Here is a 21,045-nt window from a genome sequence, read left to right on the forward strand (position 1 = left end):
GCGGGTGGTTTCAGTCCAGGACATGTCATTCTCCCTTGTTGTCGCAAACAAAGAGAATCATATCCCGCTGAAATCACTCAATTTAATTTTCGGTCAGGCTCTAAACAAGAAGCCAAAACATCCATGCAATCTGTTGCACTTCATCTAGGGTAAAAGAGATGTGTGAGTTAAGGTCAATCTCCTTGGTTTGCAGGGCTTTGGTGCGTAAGCATATCGTTCCTGCCTCAGGCATCGGATCGTCAGTTAATGGTATTTCTCTCCCCGATTCTAACTTGGCAAATATTTCCCGACGATACCATTTAAGAGTTATCTTCCCCTGATCAACATCGAGCTTTTTTCTATTATCGGCAATTCCAAGGTTGTGCGAAAGAAGGTTTCTGATCTCCCAGAAGCTCTCGATGATTTTTTTCTCATCATCCGAAAATTGCAGGCCTTTGTCAGACAACGCTTGTACCTTGTTCTGTGTTCTTAAATTGTTACGCACTTCGTTTTGCCAATTCTTTATGACTTCGCCCAAAACATCACCGGAGTTAACTCGTCTTCTGTCCCCGTTCGCATGAAGTGCGAAATATGACATTTCAAGAAACACGAAGAATGACTCAATAATTTCATTTACAGCGTTGTTCAAATTCCAAGCCACAAAGTCGTCTTTCCACTTCTGGAACTCGGCTGCTTGTATCGGCGGCATGGAATCGTTCGAAAAAATCTGCCTCTCATTTCGAGGAGGTGTGTTAACTTTCTCCAAATCATAGGCACCAGTTTCGGCAAATTTCACAAATGTCAGTGTGCGCCCAATGCCGGAAAGTGCAATATTCTGTACTCTATCAAGCTGAATTTCATATTTTAGTTGTGGGGTTTGCATGCGCTACTTTCTCGTAATGCACTGATATTATATGGAGGATGTTGCCCGTGATAAAGCATTTAAATCAACACGACCTGGCAGCCCGCTGGGGCATTTTGGCACGGACGTTAGAGCGTTGGCGGTGGGAAGGCATCGGGCCGAGCCATCTTAAAATCGGCAGGCGCGTGCGTTACAGGCTTGAGGATGTTGAGAATTACGAACAATCACGCTTGGTTGCGCACAAACACGCTCATTCGCCGCCCGAAATTGAGGGCTAAAAGGAAGCCACGAGTAAAATGCCGTACATTCCCTAAAAAGAGAGTAGTTCCGAGTAAGTGGCGGAGGACGCAGTCACCTGCGAACCACTCTCTGCCTGTTTATCAGGGAAAATACAGGGAATCTTACCGATTCTGAACGATGAAGACATCGCATGCTTTTATAAAGTCTCATAGGAAGCGGCAAATTTGTTAGAATTCCCTGGAAAGGGAACAGGGAATTTCACAACCGGATCACGGTAAATTTTAGCTGGTGTAGATTACAGAACAGGAGTATTCCATATTTCGAGAATAATAGTTGACAAATCGGCCACAACACCCAAAATAAGAAGTATGGATATAAACGCTGCTGCAAAATGTCTGGCTGAATTGGGGCACCCGACACGCCTTGCGATCTATAAGCGCCTGGTCGAGGCGGGAAGCCAGGGGCTTCCTGTTGGCGCTTTAGGGGAAGAGCTTGAAATCCCTGCTTCCACACTTTCCCATCACATCAAGGGATTGGTTATGGCTGGACTGATCGCACAGGTACGCGATGGACGTACTTTATGGTGCCGGCCTCATTTCGAGCATATGAACGATGTTGTCAGTTTTCTAACCGAGCAGTGTTGTACGCGTCCTGTCCAGAATGACATGAATGATTGCATTGCTTGCCCACCGCCAAAGCATGCCAAGGTTAAGGCCAAACCCAAGCTGGCCAAGGCTGTTTAAGCCTGCCCTATGACATTTCGTAAAAATTAGAAATATAGTTGACATTTGTATCTTCCTGCCTTATAATACGTATATTCTGGAATAATGGAAATATTGTTCTGGGCGATTAGACAGCGAGGCGGCCATGAACAAGCAGTTACCCATTGCCATTATCGGTGCCGGTCCAGTAGGGCTGGCAGCAGCGGCTCACGTGCTCTCTTATGGCGGCATACCGCTGGTGCTGGAGAAGGGGCCGACGGCAGCCCATGCCGTCCGCCAATGGGGCCATGTCCAGCTGTTTTCGCCTTGGCGCTTCAATGTAGATAAAGCAGCCAAAAAGCTTCTTGAGGAAACCGGCTGGAGTTCACCTGATCCTGAACGCCACCCCACAGGTCATGAACTGGCAGATCTTTATCTGGAACCACTGTCCAGACATAGCAAAGTAGATTCCCGCATCCGCTATAACGCCACAGTCACCAGTGTGGCCAAGGCGGGTGTGGACAAGGTCAAAAATGACCGGCGTGAAGAGCGTCCCTTTGTCCTGCGTATTGAAAGCAGCCAAGGCCATGAAGAGGATATCCTGGCCGCAGCGGTGATCGATGCCACCGGCAACTGGTTCAGCCCCAATCCGGGAGGGGCCAATGGCTTGCCTGCTCCCGGTGAAAAACAAGCTGCACCATTTATCCATTACGGTATTCCGGATGTTCTTGGCCCGGACAAGGCTTTTTGGGCCGGTAAGGATGTCGCTGTTGTGGGTTCAGGACACTCTGCCATGAACGCACTGCTGGATCTGGCAAAGCTGCAGAAAAAACATCCCGATACCAAAATCCACTGGATAGTGCGCCGTACCCAGGTGAACAACGTCTTCGGCGGTGGCGCCGATGACCAGCTGGCAGCCCGTGGCGCTTTGGGAGAGGCAGCCCGTCATCTGGCTGAAAGCGGTAATCTGCAAACGCATACAGGCTTCCGCATTGCCCGGATGAATCAACAGAAAGATGGTGTTGAGGTTGTTGCGGAAGATGGCCGGAGGTTGAGCATGCATCGCCTTATCGTCGCCACTGGGGCAAGGCCTGATCTTTCATTCCTGCGTGAAGTGCGCCTGGATCTCGATCCGGCCCTGGAAAGCAACCGGATCCTGGGGCCGCTGATCGATCCGAATTTCCACTCCTGCGGCACGGTACGTCCTCATGGCGCAGCCGAACTGACTCACCCTGAGAAAGATTTCTACATCATTGGCATGAAAAGCTATGGACGTGCGCCGACCTTCCTGATGGCCACAGGCTATGAACAGGCCCGGTCTGTTGTCGCCAGGCTGATGGGTGATGATGAAGCTGCGGCCCGTGTGGAACTGGAGCTGCCGGAAACCGGCGTCTGCTCAACCAATTTACCAGGGCTTAGCACAGCCTGCTGCGCTCCGGAGAAACCGGCGGCAAAGGCGGCCACGCCTGAAACCGCTTTCTTTAACCCTGAAAAAAGCGAGGAAAACACCATGTCATCTTCTTGTTGCCCCACCAATCAGACTGCAGCCAATAAACCAGCCGCTAAAAAGGAAGAAACTCAAATGGGCGGCAGCTGCGCCGTGCCTGCTGGCAGTATAAAATCTGCCGAAGGATCTTCATGCGCTGTTCCCAATACAGCTGCCAAACCAGTGAATAAAGAAAAGCAAGGCGGCGGTTGCTGCGGCTGATTTGATTGATGCTCCCCCTCCTGATTTGGATCGGAGGGAAGGGTAGAATGAAAGCTGTTTATGAATACCTCATCCTCTCCACGTGAGAGCCTGCGAGGAGTTGTCCTCTCCGGCCTTATTCTGAGCATCGCCCTGTTGGGCGATGTTCTTTTGTATGTTGCCTTGCCCTTGTACGCCACTGTGTTTGGCGTGACTCTGGTATGGGTGGGAATCCTGCTGGCTGCCAACCGGCTGGTGCGCATTGTGGGGTATAGCTTCATCGCCCGTTTGGGTCACCGCGTGGGTCTGCGTTATCTATCTTTGGCATCAGGCGTAGCCGCAGCGGTGTCTACCCTGGCTTATGGATACGGATCTGGAGAATACGTTCTGCTGATCGCGCGTTTGGTATGGGGAATGTCTTTCGCCGCATTGAATCTCTCAGTGCTGGCGTATGCAACCAAAGCCAGCAAGAAACTGGGTATGCGTGTAGGCTTGGGGCGTATGCTGGCCGGTATTGGTCCTACCTTATCGCTGAGCTTCGGTGCCTGGCTGATCACGCAGATTGGCCCTCGGGATGTGTTTATCCTGTGGGGATTTTTGACTTGGGCCACTATTCCCTTGGCCTGGTTTTTGCCGGATCTGGAAAACGCCGAAGAGCAGCCCCGGAAAATCTTTCTGCCCCGCCCGGATCATATCGACCTGTGGGGCTTTGTCATGGGCCTGGTGGTGGACGGGATTTTTGTGCTGACTTTGATGATCATCCTGAAAGACAATCTGTCGCTGGAGTCTGCCGTTCTTTCCGGAGGCTTGATCTTGGCTTTGCGCCGAGCGGTAGAAATGATCTTGGGCCTCTTCGGTGGCAACATCGGTGATCGCTTCGGCGCTGCCCCTACAGCGTTTCTGTTTACCGTAACGACGGGGATTGGCTTGGCGATGATTGCTTGGGGATGGCTCATTCCCGGAGCCATCATAGTTGTTCTCAGCCGGGGTCTGTCGATCCCGCTGGGTCCTGTTCTTGTGGCACAGCGCTATCCCAACCAGAAGTTTGTGAAACTGGCTGCATACTCTACGTGGACGGATGTTGGCGCGGCTGTAGGCCCTCTGGTGGCGGGATTACTGGTTCAAAGTGTATCGACAAATATCCTGTACGCAGTCCTGGCGGCCAGTATCCTGGCAACCTTGATTTTGATTATTTTGTCAAAAACCATATCCCCATGACCAGAGAATTTCTGGGAGACAAAGTCGAAATCCGTCATGGATTGTCCGATGTTTCCTGATGTGGTTCACTCTACTGCCCGAAGCGCCGTCATTGGAATTAAAATACTTATTGAGCACCTTCATTTAGGAAAGCGTAATCCATATGTTTTATCTGTTTGTTAAAGCTGCACTGTCAGGAATCATTGTGATGGCTATTTCTGAAATAGCCAAACGTAGCCCATTTTTTGGAGCTCTCGTTGCATCTCTTCCTCTTATTTCTATTCTTGGCATGCTGTGGTTATGGAGGGATACAGGCGATACCGTACGCATAGCCAATCATGCCGAAGCTACCTTCTGGCTTGTTCTTCCCTCGCTTCCGATGTTCTTGGTATTGCCTGCTTTAATGCGTTATGGAATGAGCTTTTATCTTGCTCTTATTCTTTCCTGCCTCCTGACTATAGGGCTTTATTTTCTAACCGTATGGCTGATGTCCAGATTTGGGCTTGCCCGCTTATAATTTCTTGCCGTTTGATTAAACAACTTATTCGATCTAATTCAAATTAGCTCTTCGTTGTTATCTAAATTTTGCAGATGATTTCATAACTGTTAAGCTGCAGTTGAAATCAACTATGAGAAGTTGAATGGATCAAAAAACCCATTGGGAAAACATTTACCAGACCAAGTCGTCCATGCAGGTCAGCTGGTACGCGGATCACTTGCAGACTTCGTTACGCCTGATTGAACAATCAGGACTTAACAGGTCAGCCCATATTATCGATATAGGCAGTGGGGCTTCCACCTTGATGGATGACCTGATGGACAGGGGCTTCGCCAATTTGACCTGCCTGGATATCTCGGCATCCGCCCTGGACATTGCCAAGAAGCGCTTGGGCGCACGAGCTGATAAAATATCATGGGTAGAGGCAGATATCACGCAGGCTTCCCTGCCAAAGCATTTTGACCTATGGCACGATAGGGCTGTATTTCACTTTCTGATAAGTCCTGAGGATCGCCAAAAATATGTGGATATCGTAAAGCGCTCCCTTAAGCCACATGGCTATGTCTTGATGGCTACGTTTGCCTTGGATGGCCCTAAAAAATGCAGCGGCTTGGATATTGTGCAGTATAGTCCACAAACCCTGCATAATGAATTTGGCCCAGAATTTCAGATGGTAGAAACCCTAAGTGAATCCCATCATACGCCTTCAGGCTCTGTTCAGCATTTTATCTATTGCTTGATGCAGTACATACCTCAGGAGAAAACATGAAAACTCTGCTGATTATCAATGATCCGCCGGACGACACGGAAAAGTGCTTCAATGCGTTGCGCCTGGGTCAGGCCATGCAAAAAACGGCTGGAGTTGAGCTGACGGTATTTTTGATGGGTGATGCGGTGCTGGCTGCTCGTCAGTCTACGTCTCCCAGCAAGATTGCGGATCTGCTCAATCAAATTATGGGAGCCAAGGGCAACATTCTTTTATGTGGAAGCTGCCTAGACAAACATACGATGACAGAAGGGGATATTATTGCCGGTCGTCGCAGTACAATGCCAGAATTGGCTGAAGCAACGATAAAGGCTGACAAGGTCCTCATCTTCTAGTGCAGATGGGCGGCTTGTTTTAGTCTGATCCAAGTGTATATTATAGTTGTATGAAAAAATTTCTTTTCAGCTTTCTGGTGCTTCTTATGCTCACGCCTTCGCTGGCGTGCGCTATGCCTGTTTGCGCCGATGAAGCCAAGGCCGTAGCTGTAAAAGAACATTGTGCCGATCATGCGCCAGGCAAAGCCAAGCAGGATAAAAAATCCGGCAAGGTTACATTTCTAAAAGATTGTATGGGCCTTGAATTTCAGGCAGCAGACAAGGGACCAGCTGTACAAAAGCCTGATCAGGTTAAATCCTTCTCATTTATTATTCCGGCTGACATTAATCCCGTTTCGACGTGGACCCTGAGTGACATTGGCGGCATCCGAGGGCCGCCGCCAGATTGGTCTGATCACTCTCAAATCCAACCTTCTATTCTTCTGACAACCCAACGCTTCCGGATCTAATCCTCAGCGCGATTTATTTTTTGCGCACAGCTTTTAGCTATGAGGATTACCGATGAAATTTTACGCTTACACTCTGTCTCTATTTCTATTGTTAACGTTTGCACTCCCGAGTGCGGCAGGTGAATATCACCTGGAAATCAACCGGGAAACGGTGAACATTACCGGTAATCCGGTCAAGAAAATCACCTTGAACGGAGGCATCCCTGGCCCGACCTTCCGCTTTACCGAAGGTGAGGATGTCACTGTTCATGTGACGAATAACCTGGACGAAGATTCATCGGTCCATTGGCACGGGTTTCTCCTCCCTTCTGAGATGGATGGTGTGCCAGGTTTCAGTGGTTTCCCTGGCATCAAGCCGGGCGAAACCTTTATCTATCGCTTTAAAGTCCGCCAGAGCGGCACCTATTGGTATCATGCCCACAGCCGTAGCCAGGAACAGGATGGGCACTATGGCTCCATTATCATAAGCCCAAAAGGGAAAGACCCCATTCCGAGTGACCGCGACTATGTGGTCCTGATCTCTGATTTTCATGATGAGGATGGAGACAACATCCTTACAAATCTGAAAATGTCTTCCGACTATTACCAGTTCGCGCGTCGCACGATTGGCGACTTTTTTGCGGATGTGAGCGAAAGAGGTTTTGGTAAGGCCTGGGCTGATGCCAAAATGTGGGGCGAGATGCGCATGCTGCCCACCGACCTTTCGGACGTTTCTGGCTATACATTTCTTGTAAACGGCAGAACACCCCAACAGAACTGGACAGGCCTGTTTAAATCTGGCGAGCGGGTACGCCTGCGCTTTATCAATGCCTCCGCCATGTCGATCTATGATGTGCGCATTCCAGGCCTGAAAATGAAAGTTGTTCAGGCTGACGGGCAGAATGTTGAACCCGTTACGGTCAATGAGCTCCGCTTTGGCGTTGCGGAAACCTATGATGTGATTGTGACGCCTAGAGAAGATAAAGCCTATACCATTGCCGCCGAGTCCATTGACCGCACCGGCTTTGCCTTGGGAACTCTAGCGCCACATGAAGGCATGAGAGGCACTGATCCACAGCCGCGTCCCCGCACCTTACTGACAATGGCGGATATGGGCATGTCGCACGGGGATCCAAATGATGAAACTGGCGATATGGGTAGCATGGACCCTTCACAAATGGGTCATCAGATGCCCATGGATGAGAACATGCAAGGCATGGACCATACGGCTATAGGACATAACATGGCTGGAATGGAGGGTATGGATCATTCCTCTATGGACCATGACATGGGTGGTATGGAAAGCGGCTGGGCAAAAGCCGGAACGCCGCCTGGCGATAAGGCACTGAACTATACCGACCTGCGCTATGCCGGCATCCAGAAAGATACACGCCCCCCGGAAAGAGAAATCCTCGTCAATCTGGGCGGAAACATGGAGCGTTATATCTGGACGATTAACGGCAAGAAGTTTCAGGACTCCGGCCCGATTAACCTGAAGTACGGAGAGCGCGTCCGCCTGAAGTTTGTCAATTCGACCATGATGGCGCATCCCATGCACTTGCATGGCATGTTTGTGCAACTGGAGAATGGCCAACCCGCTGAAAAACTACCAAACAAGCACACGGTTATTGTGCCGCCAGGGCAGTCCTATTCTGTGCTCCTAACAGCGGACGAGCCCGGCGAATGGGCTTTCCACTGCCACCTTCTGTATCACATGCTGGCAGGTATGGAGAACAAGGTCATTGTGGCAAAACTTGATTCTCACGCTATGCCGCCGACTAAAGCTGCGCCAGCAAAAGCAAAAAAGACGCCGCAGGAAAAGCCGAAAGTTAAAAACCCGCATGAGGGGCATTCCATACCCATGGATCATAAAGACATGAACCATGAGGGAATGAATATGGATGACATGCCGGACATGGATGATTTCACGCCTCAAAAAGATAATTCATCCGAACAGGATTCCTCTCATGGAGGCCACAATGCACACTAAAATCAGCTTTGCAGCATTATTGGTGCTTTTGTCGACGCCAGTTTTTGCCCGGGATCCCCACGCCGGACATACTCAAACACCGAACCCTCCAGCGCCATCTTCTGCGAAGCCAAGCCCGGAAGTTGCCCATGCACACGGTCAGGAGCTGTTTCATGCCTTCCGGCTGGAAACGGATTATGGCGCAGGCACAGAGGGACCCGTCGCAAGCTGGGACTTTGATGGCTGGATCGGCGGTGATTACAACAAGCTGTGGCTCAAAGCTGAAGGCGAAAATACAGACGGTAAAACCGAACAAGCGGAATTTTGGGCGCTCTATAGCCGGAATGTCTCCACCTTTTGGGATTTTCAGGCCGGGATACGGCATGACATACGCCCTGAGTCCACAACCTATCTCGTATTAGGGACAGAAGGACTTGCGCCATATTTCCTTGATATCGAGGCGCATTTATTTGTCAGTGACGAAGGCGATGTCAGCGCCAGGATGCGTGGCGAAACGGATTTTCTGATTACACAGCGCCTCATTTTACAGCCTTATGCCGAAATCAATCTGTCCGCCCAGGACGTACCTGAACTAGGCATTGGCGCAGGTTTAACGGAAGGGGAAATAGGTCTGCAAACACGGTACGAGATCACGCGTAAATTCGCACCCTACCTGGATCTTCGTTACGAGCGGAAATTTGGCGAGACTTCTTCCAACGCCAAAGACGAAGGCGAGGATAACGATGCCTTTATCGCCGCGGTTGGCTTGCGGTTCATGTTTTAGGAGCGGCTTATGGTTATTGAAATTATCCCGAACTGGCACCCGATTTTGGTGCATTTTACGATCGCTCTCTTAAGCGTTTCTGTCGTTTTGTTCCTAGCGGAGTCCTTTATCAGAAAATGGCCGCTGCATACTCAGCTTGTCACCGTTGCCCGCTGGAATTTATGGCTGGGTTCTTTGGCGGCCATAGCCACTGTCATCGCCGGGTTTGATGCTTTTAATTCTGTACCGCATGGCAGTGAACACCAGCATCTAGCCATGCTGGATCATCGTAATTGGGGTTTAGGCACAGCTGTTTTGTTTATTTTTTTGGCGGCATGGTCCTTAACCGCTTCCCTGCGCGGGAAAGCAGATTTCAGAAAATCAAAAAATCTGGTTTTTGTCTCTCTTATGGTCGTTGCCGGGCTGATGCTTTCAGTCACTGGCTATAAGGGCGCGGAACTTGTGTACCGTCAGGGCCTTGGCGTCATTCCAATGAGCGTTGGCATGGAAGCGGGACACAATCACAGCCATAGCGGCACCAGTCCTAGTCATGAAATGGAACGGGGTGCCGATATGGAAGGTGAACCAGGTCATTCCGAAAGTTCTGAAGGCCCGCATGGGCATGACGATCAGAATGACCACCATCATTAACTTAACCAAAGGAGAAAGCGATGAAGAAACTTATCTTAACCCTGCTTCTGGTATTTTTTACTCTGCCAGCTTTTGCAGCCGGGCACACACATAACCACGCTGACAGCTGGTTAAAGCCGGTTGAGTCCCAGTTTGTCTGCAGGGTCAGTAATAAAGCGTTCGACAAGCCGCAAACAGCCATCAAGGTAGAAGGAAAAACCTATTACGGCTGCTGCCCCATGTGTAAAGACATGCTGGAAAAAGACGCCGCAAAAAGAAGTGCAACCGATCCTGTCAGCGACAAGCCTGTTGATAAGGCCAGTGCAGTTATCGGCGCTGATCCCCATGGAAATGTCTATTACTTCGAAAATCAGGAAAACTTCCATAAGTTCGCCAGCGGCCCAATGCCAAAGATGCACGAGCATATGGACGGAATGGATATGGACCATATGAAAGACATGCACAAAGAAATGGAGCATGGACACTTAGAGCCTGACCGAAAATTAAATTGAGTGATTTCAGCGGGATATGATTCTCTTTGTTTGCGACAACAAGGGAGAATGACATGTCCTGGACTGAAACCACCCGCGCTGATTATGACAGGCGTGGCCTGCGCTACGCAAGTGATTGCACGGATGAGGAGTGGGCTCTGGTTGAGCCGTTCATGCCGCCGCCGGACAGGGTTGGCCGTCCGCGGGAACAGAGCCTGCGGGAAGTCTGGAACGCCATCCAGTACATGGCTGCAACGGGCTGTCAGTGGCGCCTTCTGCCCGTGGATTTTCCGCCGTTTACGACGGTGCAGTACTATTTTTACCAGTTGCGGGACAGCGGAATACTGGATGTCATCAATGAAGCGCTGGTCATGGGTTCGCGTGTCCTTTCCGGGCGGGCCGCCAGTCCGACAGCCGGGATCATTGACAGCCAGAGCGTCAAAAGCACAGAAAGTGGCGGCCCGGCAGGGTACGATGCTGGCAAGAAGGTCAAAGGCCGCAAGCGCCACATCATGACCGACACCGAAGGCAACATGCTGACAGGACTTGTCCATACAGGAGACATCCAGGACCGGGACGGCGCTCCGGCAGTCATCGCCGACGCACAGGAAAGCTTCCCGACAGTCGAATGCGCGTTTGCCGACAGAGGCTACGCCGGGGAAAAACTGCAGACTGCGCTGCAGGGACAGAACGGCCCCAGCCTTGAGGTCGTCAGGCGGCCCGACAACGCCAAAGGCTTCGTCGTCATAGCCCGCCGCTGGGTCGTCGAGCGCACCTTCGCCTGGCCGGGACGATGCCGCCGCCTCGCAAAAGACTGGGAAAACTCCATCGCTTCCTCAGAGGCCTGGCTCCTCATCGCATCCATCCGGCGACAGACACGCCTCATCGCAAGGCTGAAAAACTCATAATGGGGAGTTTTGAGTCAGACTCTCAGACCGTTTCCAGAGCCAAAATTCCTAAGCCTGATCCAGTCCTGGCAAGTAATCCCAGATCTACGAAGAAGGCTTACCTGATCCATCTGCTCCAGCAGCCGGAGGGAAAGGCTGTGCAGGACCTGGTCGAGGCCTTGGGCTGGCAGCCCCATACGGTTCGGGCGGCCCTGACCCGGTTGCGCCAGAGTGGCCACAGCATCGAGCGGTCCATCAGCAAGGACAACCAGGTTCTTTATCATCTGAACGCCGTTGCGGCCTGACGCTATGGCTGTACAAAGAAAGCTGGAACTGGAGGCGCAGCTGGCTGCCCTCCAGGATCTCGATAGCAATGCCCTGAAAGACCACTGGCGACAGATTTATGGGGCTGAACCTCCGAAACGCATGAGTCAGGAGCGGCTCCGGCGGGCGGTGGCCTACAAGCTGCAGGAGAAGGTTTATGGAGGCTTAAATCCGGCCATCCGGCGCCAGCTGCGCCAGATGGCACAGGACCTCCGGCAGGGCAAAAAAGTCTCAGCGCCGGTGTCCATCAAGCCGGGAACGCGTCTGGTGCGCTCGTGGCAGGGAAAAGCCCATACGGTGATCGTTCAGGAAGACTGCTTCCACTATGATGGGCAAACATACCGCTCCCTGTCAGCTATCGCCAAAGCCATTACTGGTACGCAGTGGAATGGCCGTCTGTTTTTTGGCCTGAAGACCAAAGCAGGTTCTCCATGAGCAAATACACTCGCCGCTGCGCCATCTACACCCGTAAATCCAGTGAGGAAGGTCTGGAACAGGATTTCAACTCGCTTCAGGCGCAGAGGGAGGCTTGCGAAGCCTACATCAAAAGCCAGCAGCATGAGGGCTGGCAGCTGGTGAAGACCGCCTATGACGACGGCGGTATCTCCGGTGGAACGATGGAACGTCCAGCCTTACAGAGACTCCTGAGTGACATCCAGTCTGGTAAGATCGATATCATAGTTGTTTACAAGGTGGATCGGCTTACCCGCAGTCTGGCTGATTTTGCCCGGCTGGTGGAGATCTTCGACAAACATGGCGTGTCGTTTGTGGCTGTGACACAGCAATTCAACACCACATCCAGTATGGGCCGACTGACACTGAACGTGCTTCTGTCATTCGCTCAGTTTGAACGGGAAGTGACTGGTGAACGTATCCGCGACAAAATAGCCGCCTCTAAAAAGAAAGGGCTCTGGATGGGTGGCTTTGTGCCATTTGGTTATGAAGCCAGAGAGCGAACCCTAACCGTCAACGAAACCGAAGCCGAAATTGTTCGAGAGATCTATCGTCTCTACCAGCAGCACGGCAATGTGCGCATAGTCAAAGCCGAGGTGGACCAGCGCGGCTACGCCACAAAAACTCGCCCTGGATCTGGTGATCGTTTGCGCGGGAGCAGGCCATTCTCACGAGGTCACCTCTACCGCATCCTCAGCAATCCCATCTATGCTGGCAAAATCGCTCACAAGGGAGAAATCCATCCCGGCCAGCATCCAGCGATCATCGACGAACCGGTCTGGCATGAAATCCAGACGCAGCTGAAAGCCAATGCCGCCAAGCCTCGCGGCAGGAAGAGTACCCAAAACATCAGCTTGCTGGGCGGGCTGCTATTCGATGACACTGGCGAACGCCTTACGCCCAGCCATGCCAACAAGAAGGGGAAGCGCTACCGGTATTACGTCTCAAACAATCTCATCAAAAAAGCTGGATCAGACGAAAAACACGGCTGGCGCATCGCTGCTCAGGAACTTGAAAAAGCTGTTCTGAACCTACTGATCTCCAGTCTGAAACAGCCACTCCAGCTCATGGATAAAATTGGTGCGGAGCTGACCGCCACTCAGACAGAAACCGTCTTATCCAAAAGCAAAAATCTGGCGCAGGAACTTGCCGGGTCAGTTCCAGACTGTCAGGCCGAAATCCTTAAACAGCTTCTCCACCGGATCGTCCTTACCGAAGAGACGCTTACTATTGAATTCAAAGTCTCCGCGCTGCTTGAGTATCTCAGCATTAAACAAATCACCGCTGTAAGTCCGGTTTCCATCAACGCGTCACTCCAGATCAGGAAACGCGGCATCGAAACAAAACTGGTCATCCCTGGTGGATCATCTGATGCTTCACGCACACCCGATGCCACTCTGATCAAAGCCATCGCCCGAGCCCATGCCTGGTGGGAGGAGATGGTCTCCGGAACACCAAGCCCCATCGAATCCATCGCAAGACGGGAGAATATCTCTCCGCGTTATGTCAGCCGCTTGATCCAGCTGGCGTTTCTTTCACCTGCTATCACCACAGCCATCCTCAACGGCCACCAGCCAGTCGATCTGACACTGGAGAAACTGTCACGGACAGAGATCCCGCCATTCTGGAAACAGCAGAAAGAAATGCTGATCCCCGCAGCCTGACCAAATCTGAAACCGCACCGCCACCCAGCCCAACAGAGAAAGCTGCTGAAAAAGCCTGAAACAGAGGCAGAGAAAGACTCTCTCCCGTGCGCTACAGCGCCACAAACCCCGCACACCGCGGGGGCAATTACAGGATAAAGAGCATATGTGTAGGAATATATGACTTAATGGCGGAGGGGATGGGATTCGAACCCACGATAGGGCTTTTGACCCTATAACGGTTTAGCAAACCGCCGCCTTCAGCCACTCGGCCACCCCTCCGCAGTCCTGTCTTCAGGCCGTTCCGATCTGATGGCCCGGCAGAAGGCAGACCGGATTTCATAGGCAGTGTGGCCGGTCTTGTCAATCCTGCCCTCCCGGATCAGGAGGCGATCACCCCGGCGACAGGGGCTGTTTTTTGTGCTACAGACAGCTATCGTCCTTTTAACCGCGGGAGGCCCTGCCCATGCTGCTCCGTCTTGTCCTGTCCGCCCTTGTCCTGATGGCTGTTCCTGTCACGGCCCCGCAGGCCCAGACTGCACCACCGACCGCGCTGCAACCTGCCGTGCGGCTGCAGCCCTTCCAGGAGCAGGCGCTGCAGGAGATACTGGCCTCGGTCCCTCCGGACATGCAGGAGGACATGCGGGTCCAGATGGGGCCTATGCTGGCGGAAATGGACCAGGCTGGCGTCCAGGCCATGATGCAGGGCTTCCGCGAAGGCATGGCCGGCAGTGAGGCCGGTGGCGGGGCCGGCACCCCTGCTGCGACCCAGGTCCAGATGCCCGCCAGTCCTGCCTCGGCCCGCCAGGTGTCTGCTGCCATGGTCCAGCTGGAGCCGGTGCTGAGGAAACTGTGGAACGCCAATGTGCAGTTTGACCGGGTGGTAGAGGCCCGGGAGAGGACCGTGAAGTCAAAAATGGCCGGCCAGCCGCTGGAAGCCTATGGGCCAGCCGCCCGGGGAAAGATCGCGTTTCGCATCGGGAATGCCGAAAAGGCCGGGTCCTATGGCACTGTCCGGCAGTCTGTGGTCTCCCTGATTCCGGCCCGGGACCAGTACCGGTTCAACGCGTCCGCCGCGGTCACGACCTTTGACAGGGCCGCCGTGGAAAAGGCCATTGACGATGCGTACGTCCGCTATCACACGCTTGTGGCCCAGGCGAACTCCATGATGGCAGGATTCGCAAAGCAGCAGGGCGTCACTGCCGCACAGCGCCAGGCCTCCATCGACCAGCTGTTCCAGCAGTACCAGCGCCAGGCTGATGAGATCAGCAACGGACTGGCCGCGACACTGACCCGCCTGCGGCCGTCCATTCCGCGGGAAATGCAGAAGTTGTTGCAGGGGTAAGGCCTGTCATCCCGACCGGAGCGAAGCGCGGGGGAGGGATCTCTATCCTCAAGGGGATCCTTCGACTTCGTGTCACTGCGCGACACTTCGCTCAGGATGACATGTCGGTGGTCTGTTCGGGCTTTTAATCAAACAGACTGGAAACCGACCGCTCCTCGCTGATGCGGTGGATCGCCTCGGCCATCAGGTCGGCCACGCCCAGGTGGCGGATCTTTCCGCAGGTCCGGGTTGCGTCGGTGGGTGGAATGCTGTCGGTGACCACCAGTTCGGCCATCTGTGATTTTGCCACCCGCTCCGCCGCGCTGCCCGACAGGACCCCGTGGGTGACATAGGCGCGGACCGAGCTGGCCCCCGCCGCCATCAGGGCGTCCGCCGCGTTGCACAGGGTGCCGGCGCTGTCCACGATGTCGTCCACCAGGATGCAGTGGTGATCACGCACATCGCCGATGATGTTCATGACCTCGGAAATGCCCGCACGCTCCCGCCGCTTGTCGATAATGGCCAGATCCGCGTCGATGCGCCGGGCCAGCTGGCGCGCCCGCACCACGCCCCCCACATCGGGGGAGACGACCATGACCCCGGCGGTGGATTTCAGGGTCTGGCGGATGTCTTTCTCGAACACCGGGCTGGCGATCAGGTTGTCCACAGGAATGTCGAAGAACCCCTGGATCTGGCCGGCGTGCAGGTCCAGCGTCAGGACCCGGTCGGCGCCCGCCACGGTCAGCATATTGGCCACCAGCTTGGCGGAGATGGGTGTGCGCGGGGCGCTCTTGCGGTCCTGGCGGGCATAGCCGTAATAGGGGATGACCGCGGTGACCCGCCGGGCCGAACTGCGTCGCAGGGCGTCCAGCGTGACCAGCAGTTCCATCAGGTGGTCGTTGGCGGGATAGCAGGTGGACTGGATAACGAAAACATCCTCGCCCCGGACGTTTTCCAGGATCTCCACGAACACTTCCATGTCGGCAAAGCGCCGGATGCTGGCATCGGTCAGGGGGATATCCAGATGCCGGGCGATAGCCTCGGCCATGGGACGGTTGCTGTTTCCCGCCAGGATTCTCATGGTGCGACTCCGTTGCCGGCAATGATCCTGACAGGCAGCGTATAACAGGCCGGGGCAGGGGTGGCAATCATGTTAACGTGCGAATGTGCAAGCATTCCTTGTCATCTGTTATCATTCCGGGCGCTCTTGCCCCGCTTTGTCACACCCTGTCCCGGAATGTCTCACTGATGTCTCACATGTCACACTTTTTTCGAAAGTGTGACATCGGGGGAGTTTTTTACCTTTCCCTCACAGGGGGAGAGGTTTTTGCTGTCATGCATACCCGTAACCATCCCCGGGGTGCCCGGTGTGTTGTTGTCCTTTTCACCGCATCCACGAGCCGCTGCCCCGAAAGCAACCAGCCCCCTGTAAAGGAATGTGGTCATATTATCAGGGGTTATCTGCCTGTATCTCCTGGAGGGGAAGAGGCTGTACGCCCTTCTTCCGACAGGGTGTGGCGCCGGAGAGCATTGTCCCAGGTACAGGCAATGAACCACTCCAGTGTCCCCAGGTTTCCAGGGTTCATGCCAGCGCCCTTGCGCCTGTAGTCCGATACCGCTGTCCGGATTTCCCGCGAAGTCTCCGTCAGAAGGGCCATGCTGAAACTCCACAGCAACCCGGGCATGTAACGGGATATGCAGGGGTTCTTCTTTTTACGCCTTGTCATGGCGGTGTCTCCCGGATCCGGTGAAAACCGCCAGGACCACAGTGGCCCTGGCGGCCGGGAGTTCAAACCGTCCAAGAACGGCGCATTGTCCTTTAGGGTTTCCCCCTGGACATACGACAATACCTCCCGGCCCTACGGAAGACCGAGGCGAGGTAACGGGATGCAGCCGAGGCTGCACAACCGTCTTGGCGGGGTTTGACGTCCCGGAGGCGGAAGATTCCGCCTTCCCGGCCAGATATGGATGATGTGTAGGGCCTGGTCAAGTTTGTGAACTTTCTCTATTGCCTCTCCTCTTGAGGGAGTTTTGCATAACCCTGCCTCACCATGGGGATGACTGTAGTTCCGAAAATCCTCATCCTTCGCCATGGTTCGACAGGCTCACCATGAGGCTCAGGATGAGGGGTGGATTATACAAAGCTCCCTCAGGGGGAGAGGTAAGAATCCCTCACCCCTGTTCCGTCATCTGCGTCCACTCTTCCTCGGTCAGGACGGTCACGCCCAGGTCGCGGGCCTTTGTGGCCTTGCTGCCGGAATCCGCGCCGGCGATGACGTAGTCTGTCTTTGCGGATACGGATCCGGCCACCTTTGCGCCCAGGAATTCAGCGCGGGCCTTGGCCTCGGCGCGGCTCATGGACTCCAGTGTGCCTGTGAAGACCACAGTCTTGCCGGTCAGCGGGGACTGGCGCACGGCCGGCGCTTCAAAAGGCAGGACCGTGACCTGTTCCAGAAGATGGTCCAGCACCGCCCGGTTATGGGGCTCGGCGAAAAAGGCCAGCAGGTCAGTGGCCACAGCCGGGCCAATCTGTTCAATGGACGTGAGGTCGCGGAAGGCTTCTGACTCCGGATCCTGTGCGGCGGCCATGGCAGCCATCAGGGCGTCGATGGTCTGATAGCTGCGAGCCAGCAGGCGGGCGGTCACCTGTCCTGTCTGGCGGATGCCAAGGGCGTAGATGAAACGGTCCAGCGGAATGGTGCGCCGGTTCTCGATGGACCGGAACAGGTTCTCGACAGATTTTTTACCCCAGCCCGGAACGTTTTCCAGTTTGTCCAGGCGCTGGTCCTCGCGCGCCTTCAGCGTAAAGATATTCGCCGGCTCACGGATCCGTCCCTGGTCGTACAGAAGCTGGAGGCGCTCTCCGCCCAGGCCCTCGATGTCAAAGGCGTTGCGGCTGACGAAGTGGATCAGGCGCTCTACCGCCTGGGCCGGGCAGATCAGCCCGCCGGTGCAGCGGCGCGCCACCTCGCCTTCCTCCCGCACCGCATGGCTTCCGCATTCCGGACAGACCTGCGGGAACACAAAGGGCAGGGAGCCGGGGGGTCTTTCCTCCGGGACAATACCCAGGATCTGCGGGATCACATCTCCCGCCCGCTGGACGATGACAATGTCGCCGGGACGCACGTCCTTGCGGGCCAGCTCATCCTCGTTGTGCAGGGTGGCGCGGGAAACCACGACGCCGCCGACAGTGACGGGTTCCAGCTCCGCCACCGGGGTGAGGGTCCCTGTGCGCCCCACCTGGACGGTGATGGTTTTCAGGCGGGTGCGGGCTTGCTGGGCCGGGAACTTGTGTGCCACCGCCCAGCGGGGAGAGCGGCTGACAAATCCCAGCCGGTCCTGCCAGTCCAGGCGGTCCACCTTGTACACCACGCCGTCGATGTCCATGGGCAGGGAGGGGCGCAGGGCCTGGATCTCCTGGTAAAATGCGAACAGATCTTCTTCGGTCTGGCACAGCCGGGCGGGCTCGTTGAGCATGAAGCCCTGGTCCTGCAGCCATGTGCGGAATTCACTCTGGGCCTTCCAGGTCCGGGTCGACGTCTCGCCCCAGGTGTAGGCCAGAAACCGCAGGGGACGCCGCGCGGTGATGGAGGAATCCAGCTGGCGCAGCGAACCGGCGGCGCCGTTGCGGGGATTGGCGAACAGGGGCTCGCCGGCCTTTTCCCGCTCCTGGTTCAGGAGGGCAAAATCCGCCCGGGTCATGCACACCTCGCCCCGGATGTCGATGATGTCCGGCGCCGGCCCGGCCAGCCGGTGGGGAAGGCCGGCGATGGTCATGACATTGGCGGTGACGTCTTCCCCTTCCTGGCCGTCGCCCCGGGTGGCCGCGCGGACCAGAACCCCGTGCTCGTACCGCAGGCTGCAGGACAGGCCGTCGACCTTGGGCTCGGCCATGAAGGCGATGGCCTGGTCCGGTCCCAGGTTCAGGAACCGGCGGATCCGCTGGACGAAATCGTGGATATCCTCATCGGAAAAGGCGTTGCCCAGCGACAGCATGGGAACGGCGTGGCGGACCTTTGCAAATCCTGCGACCGGCGCAGCGCCCACTTTCAGGGACGGGCTGTCCGGGCGGCGCAGGTGCGGAAAGCGGGCCTCGATGGCCTCGTTGCGCTGGCGCAGGGCATCGTACTCCGCGTCGGAAATCTCCGGCTGGTCCTTCTGGTGGTACAGCCGGTCGTGGCGGGCAATTGCGCGCGCCAGGCGTTCCAGCTCGGCCGCCGCTTCCAGCGGAGTGAGGCTTTCAACCGGGATCATGTTTCACAGCCTTTTTGGGCAGGCTGAACATGACGGTGGTTCCCTGGCCTGGCGTGGAGCTGATATGGAATGTGCCGCCGTGAAGCTCGGCCAGCGATTTGGCCAGGGGAAGTCCCAGCCCCGTGCCCTGCAGTCCGCCCCTTTTGGCTCCGGCTGCCTGGCCGAACGGCTCCATGGCGATGACCAGTTCTTCCGCGGTCATGCCGATGCCGGTATCGCGGACTTTTATCTCCACAGTCCCTGCCTGTTCCGACAGGCTGACGGTGATGGTTCCGCTGTCCGGGGTGAATTTCACGGCATTGGACAGCAGGTTCATCAGGATCTGGCGCACGCGCAGCTCGTCCGCAATGATGACGCAGTCCCTGTCGTTGTCGAAAACCAGCGACAGTTTTTTCTGCGCAGCCATCTGGCGAATCATGGACAGGCAGGCCTGGATGGCGTCCCTGACCGACATGGGCGCCGGGGACAGCTCCATTTTCGCGGCCTCGATCTTCGAATAGTCCAGGATGTCATTGATCAGGCGCAGCAGGTATTCGCCGCTGTCGTGGATGTATCCCGAATATTCCTTCAGGGTCGGGGCGTCCAGCGTGCCGTTCGTGCTGTCGCGGATCACCTCGGAAAATCCCAGGATGGAATTCAGCGGGGTGCGCAGCTCGTGGCTGATGTTGGCCAGAAAGCGTGATTTTGCCCTGCTGGCCTCGGTGGCCGCGTCCCGGGCCACGGTCAGCTCGCCCACCAGAAGGTCATTGTGCACCTGCAGGCGGATGAACTGGTCCAGCCAGATGTTGTACTGGCGGATGTACGAGACGATCAGCATCAGGTACAGCAGGACGCCCACACCGATGGCCGCAAAATACCAGTCAAGCCGCGCAAAGACGCTGAGGGAAAAGGGCACCAGCATGGGCAGCAGGTAGGCCATGACCGCCGGCGGCCAGGCCGACGAGGTAAAGACAGCCCCTGCCGATACGCCGAAAATCACCAGGACGATATAGACCTCGGCCCGTGCGTCGTCTGCCAGGCCAAGGCCCATGCCCAGGATGCCCCAGGCGGTTCCCATGATGCCCATGACGATAATGGAAAAGGTTACCCTGCGCCGGATCAGGGGCAGGTTGTCGCTGCTGGCCATTCTGCGCAGCTGGAGCCACGAGAAAATCCGCAAGGTGCCCGCAAGATAGACAAAAACAACCCACCCCAGGATCAGGCCATGGGGCAGGAAATTCCACAGGACCACGGCGGACAGGGCCGGCAGGACCAGCAAGGCCACCATGGACATGGGCGAATTCAGGAAAATCCGGATCCGCGCCAGCTCGATCTTTTCCTGCTGGGAAAGGGCCGGGAACATGTCCATAGGCCTGTCCTTCTGGCTGGAATGGGGCAGTGAGGAAACCTGGACCATCCTATGAGGCCAGAACACGGTGTGCAAGGCGTCCTGTGGAAAAACAGCGCCGGCCAGGCTATGACGACAGAAGTCCTGTTTTCGGAGTGTCCCATGACCCGCCTTGTTGCCTCGCCTGCCTGGATCTCCCTGCAGAACCATCAGAAGGCTATGGACGGCTTTCATATGCGGGAGGCTTTCGGGACAGATCCGGGCCGCTTTTCCCGCTTTTCCACAG

At 55.2% G+C, this 21,045-nt stretch carries 22 protein-coding genes and 1 tRNA gene; 17 read left to right on the plus strand and 6 right to left on the minus strand.

The features are described from left to right. Positions 1-100: 100 nt before the first annotated feature. A complete protein-coding gene (locus M3O22_02385) occupies positions 101-862 on the minus strand; it encodes a hypothetical protein (protein ID MDP9195607.1) in 762 nt (253 codons plus the stop codon). 38 nt (positions 863-900) lie between these two features. On the opposite strand from M3O22_02385, the gene M3O22_02390 reads away from it, so the two are divergent. The 16 genes from M3O22_02390 (at position 901) to M3O22_02465 (ending at position 13,875) form a co-directional block, all read left to right on the plus strand. Next, positions 901-1,119, plus strand: coding sequence for a helix-turn-helix domain-containing protein (locus M3O22_02390; protein ID MDP9195608.1), 219 nt, complete (start codon positions 901-903; stop codon positions 1,117-1,119). Positions 1,120-1,449: 330 nt separating this feature from the next. Beyond that, positions 1,450-1,824: a metalloregulator ArsR/SmtB family transcription factor gene (locus M3O22_02395; GenBank protein MDP9195609.1), complete on the plus strand. Its 375-nt coding sequence runs from the start codon at positions 1,450-1,452 to the stop codon at positions 1,822-1,824. A 124-nt stretch (positions 1,825-1,948) separates the two neighbouring features. Next, complete coding sequence (locus M3O22_02400; protein MDP9195610.1) at positions 1,949-3,490, plus strand: NAD(P)/FAD-dependent oxidoreductase; 1,542 nt, start codon at positions 1,949-1,951, stop codon at positions 3,488-3,490. 135 nt (positions 3,491-3,625) lie between these two features. Beyond that, positions 3,626-4,687 carry an MFS transporter gene (locus tag M3O22_02405; GenBank protein ID MDP9195611.1) on the plus strand — a complete coding sequence of 354 codons (1,062 nt, stop codon included), beginning with the start codon at positions 3,626-3,628 and terminating at the stop codon, positions 4,685-4,687. A 142-nt stretch (positions 4,688-4,829) separates the two neighbouring features. Beyond that, the gene (locus tag M3O22_02410; protein ID MDP9195612.1) at positions 4,830-5,183 is read left to right on the plus strand and encodes a DUF3147 family protein; all 354 of its coding nucleotides are present in this window, start codon (positions 4,830-4,832) and stop codon (positions 5,181-5,183) included. Positions 5,184-5,307: 124 nt separating this feature from the next. Continuing rightward, on the plus strand, positions 5,308-5,934 hold the full coding sequence (locus M3O22_02415) for a class I SAM-dependent methyltransferase (protein MDP9195613.1): 627 nt from the start codon (positions 5,308-5,310) through the stop codon (positions 5,932-5,934). Beyond that, a complete protein-coding gene (locus M3O22_02420) occupies positions 5,931-6,266 on the plus strand; it encodes a DsrE family protein (GenBank protein ID MDP9195614.1) in 336 nt (111 codons plus the stop codon). The genes M3O22_02415 and M3O22_02420 overlap by 4 nt, the downstream gene beginning before the upstream one ends. Before the next feature lie 50 nt (positions 6,267-6,316). Next, complete coding sequence (locus tag M3O22_02425; GenBank protein MDP9195615.1) at positions 6,317-6,715, plus strand: hypothetical protein; 399 nt, start codon at positions 6,317-6,319, stop codon at positions 6,713-6,715. Positions 6,716-6,767: 52 nt separating this feature from the next. Next, positions 6,768-8,684, plus strand: a complete 1,917-nt coding sequence (locus M3O22_02430) for a copper resistance system multicopper oxidase (protein MDP9195616.1) — start codon at positions 6,768-6,770, stop codon at positions 8,682-8,684. After that, positions 8,662-9,447: a copper resistance protein B gene (locus M3O22_02435; GenBank protein ID MDP9195617.1), complete on the plus strand. Its 786-nt coding sequence runs from the start codon at positions 8,662-8,664 to the stop codon at positions 9,445-9,447. Before M3O22_02430 ends, M3O22_02435 begins: the two co-directional genes overlap by 23 nt. 9 nt (positions 9,448-9,456) lie before the next feature. Then, the gene (locus M3O22_02440) at positions 9,457-10,077 is read left to right on the plus strand and encodes a DUF2231 domain-containing protein (protein ID MDP9195618.1); all 621 of its coding nucleotides are present in this window, start codon (positions 9,457-9,459) and stop codon (positions 10,075-10,077) included. A 20-nt stretch (positions 10,078-10,097) separates the two neighbouring features. After that, positions 10,098-10,568, plus strand: a complete 471-nt coding sequence (locus M3O22_02445) for a hypothetical protein (protein ID MDP9195619.1) — start codon at positions 10,098-10,100, stop codon at positions 10,566-10,568. Positions 10,569-10,621: 53 nt separating this feature from the next. After that, complete coding sequence (locus M3O22_02450; protein ID MDP9195620.1) at positions 10,622-11,455, plus strand: IS5 family transposase; 834 nt, start codon at positions 10,622-10,624, stop codon at positions 11,453-11,455. A gap of 137 nt (positions 11,456-11,592) precedes the next feature. After that, the gene (locus M3O22_02455; GenBank protein ID MDP9195621.1) at positions 11,593-11,739 is read left to right on the plus strand and encodes a DUF3489 domain-containing protein; all 147 of its coding nucleotides are present in this window, start codon (positions 11,593-11,595) and stop codon (positions 11,737-11,739) included. A gap of 4 nt (positions 11,740-11,743) precedes the next feature. After that, entirely contained in the window at positions 11,744-12,193 is a 450-nt protein-coding gene (locus M3O22_02460; GenBank protein ID MDP9195622.1) for a DUF2924 domain-containing protein, read from the plus strand. Beyond that, complete coding sequence (locus M3O22_02465) at positions 12,190-13,875, plus strand: recombinase family protein (GenBank protein MDP9195623.1); 1,686 nt, start codon at positions 12,190-12,192, stop codon at positions 13,873-13,875. Before M3O22_02460 ends, M3O22_02465 begins: the two co-directional genes overlap by 4 nt. Before the next feature lie 168 nt (positions 13,876-14,043). Here the strand turns inward: M3O22_02465 and M3O22_02470 are convergent. Beyond that, positions 14,044-14,136, minus strand: a tRNA-Ser gene (locus M3O22_02470). Between the two features lie 184 nt (positions 14,137-14,320). Here M3O22_02470 and M3O22_02475 point away from each other — a divergent pair. Continuing rightward, complete coding sequence (locus M3O22_02475; GenBank protein ID MDP9195624.1) at positions 14,321-15,199, plus strand: hypothetical protein; 879 nt, start codon at positions 14,321-14,323, stop codon at positions 15,197-15,199. Between the two features lie 124 nt (positions 15,200-15,323). Here M3O22_02475 and M3O22_02480 read toward each other — a convergent pair whose 3' ends face one another. The 4 genes from M3O22_02480 to M3O22_02495 all read right to left on the minus strand — a co-directional run bounded on the left by M3O22_02480 (position 15,324) and on the right by M3O22_02495 (position 20,828). Continuing rightward, entirely contained in the window at positions 15,324-16,259 is a 936-nt protein-coding gene (locus M3O22_02480; GenBank protein MDP9195625.1) for a ribose-phosphate pyrophosphokinase, read from the minus strand. A 376-nt stretch (positions 16,260-16,635) separates the two neighbouring features. Continuing rightward, entirely contained in the window at positions 16,636-16,905 is a 270-nt protein-coding gene (locus M3O22_02485; GenBank protein ID MDP9195626.1) for a hypothetical protein, read from the minus strand. 445 nt (positions 16,906-17,350) lie between these two features. Then, positions 17,351-19,432, minus strand: coding sequence for an NAD-dependent DNA ligase LigA (gene ligA, locus M3O22_02490; protein MDP9195627.1), 2,082 nt, complete (start codon positions 19,430-19,432; stop codon positions 17,351-17,353). Beyond that, positions 19,419-20,828: an ATP-binding protein gene (locus M3O22_02495; protein ID MDP9195628.1), complete on the minus strand. Its 1,410-nt coding sequence runs from the start codon at positions 20,826-20,828 to the stop codon at positions 19,419-19,421. Before M3O22_02495 ends, ligA begins: the two co-directional genes overlap by 14 nt. Between the last annotated feature and the right edge of the window lie 217 nt (positions 20,829-21,045).

It is taken from the genome of Pseudomonadota bacterium, from assembly GCA_030775045.1.
Taxonomy (GTDB): Bacteria; Pseudomonadota; Alphaproteobacteria; order JALYJY01; family JALYJY01; genus JALYJY01.

Bases quoted from the DNA above. Each gene is read 5' to 3' on its own strand.
- M3O22_02435 (MDP9195617.1), top strand. From the start codon at position 8,662: ATGGAGGCCACAATGCACACTAAAATCAGCTTTGCAGCATTATTGGTG.
- M3O22_02440 (MDP9195618.1), top strand. From the start codon at position 9,457: ATGGTTATTGAAATTATCCCGAACTGGCACCCGATTTTGGTGCATTTT.
- M3O22_02485 (MDP9195626.1), bottom strand. From the start codon at position 16,905: ATGACAAGGCGTAAAAAGAAGAACCCCTGCATATCCCGTTACATGCCC.
- M3O22_02460 (MDP9195622.1), top strand. From the start codon at position 11,744: ATGGCTGTACAAAGAAAGCTGGAACTGGAGGCGCAGCTGGCTGCCCTC.
- M3O22_02475 (MDP9195624.1), top strand. From the start codon at position 14,321: ATGCTGCTCCGTCTTGTCCTGTCCGCCCTTGTCCTGATGGCTGTTCCT.
- M3O22_02450 (MDP9195620.1), top strand. From the start codon at position 10,622: ATGTCCTGGACTGAAACCACCCGCGCTGATTATGACAGGCGTGGCCTG.
- M3O22_02480 (MDP9195625.1), bottom strand. From the start codon at position 16,259: ATGAGAATCCTGGCGGGAAACAGCAACCGTCCCATGGCCGAGGCTATC.
- M3O22_02390 (MDP9195608.1), top strand. From the start codon at position 901: ATGTTGCCCGTGATAAAGCATTTAAATCAACACGACCTGGCAGCCCGC.
- M3O22_02415 (MDP9195613.1), top strand. From the start codon at position 5,308: ATGGATCAAAAAACCCATTGGGAAAACATTTACCAGACCAAGTCGTCC.
- M3O22_02385 (MDP9195607.1), bottom strand. From the start codon at position 862: ATGCAAACCCCACAACTAAAATATGAAATTCAGCTTGATAGAGTACAG.
- M3O22_02430 (MDP9195616.1), top strand. From the start codon at position 6,768: ATGAAATTTTACGCTTACACTCTGTCTCTATTTCTATTGTTAACGTTT.
- M3O22_02445 (MDP9195619.1), top strand. From the start codon at position 10,098: ATGAAGAAACTTATCTTAACCCTGCTTCTGGTATTTTTTACTCTGCCA.
- M3O22_02420 (MDP9195614.1), top strand. From the start codon at position 5,931: ATGAAAACTCTGCTGATTATCAATGATCCGCCGGACGACACGGAAAAG.
- M3O22_02495 (MDP9195628.1), bottom strand. From the start codon at position 20,828: ATGGTCCAGGTTTCCTCACTGCCCCATTCCAGCCAGAAGGACAGGCCT.
- M3O22_02425 (MDP9195615.1), top strand. From the start codon at position 6,317: ATGAAAAAATTTCTTTTCAGCTTTCTGGTGCTTCTTATGCTCACGCCT.
- M3O22_02400 (MDP9195610.1), top strand. From the start codon at position 1,949: ATGAACAAGCAGTTACCCATTGCCATTATCGGTGCCGGTCCAGTAGGG.
- M3O22_02465 (MDP9195623.1), top strand. From the start codon at position 12,190: ATGAGCAAATACACTCGCCGCTGCGCCATCTACACCCGTAAATCCAGT.
- ligA (MDP9195627.1), bottom strand. From the start codon at position 19,432: ATGATCCCGGTTGAAAGCCTCACTCCGCTGGAAGCGGCGGCCGAGCTG.
- M3O22_02410 (MDP9195612.1), top strand. From the start codon at position 4,830: ATGTTTTATCTGTTTGTTAAAGCTGCACTGTCAGGAATCATTGTGATG.
- M3O22_02395 (MDP9195609.1), top strand. From the start codon at position 1,450: ATGGATATAAACGCTGCTGCAAAATGTCTGGCTGAATTGGGGCACCCG.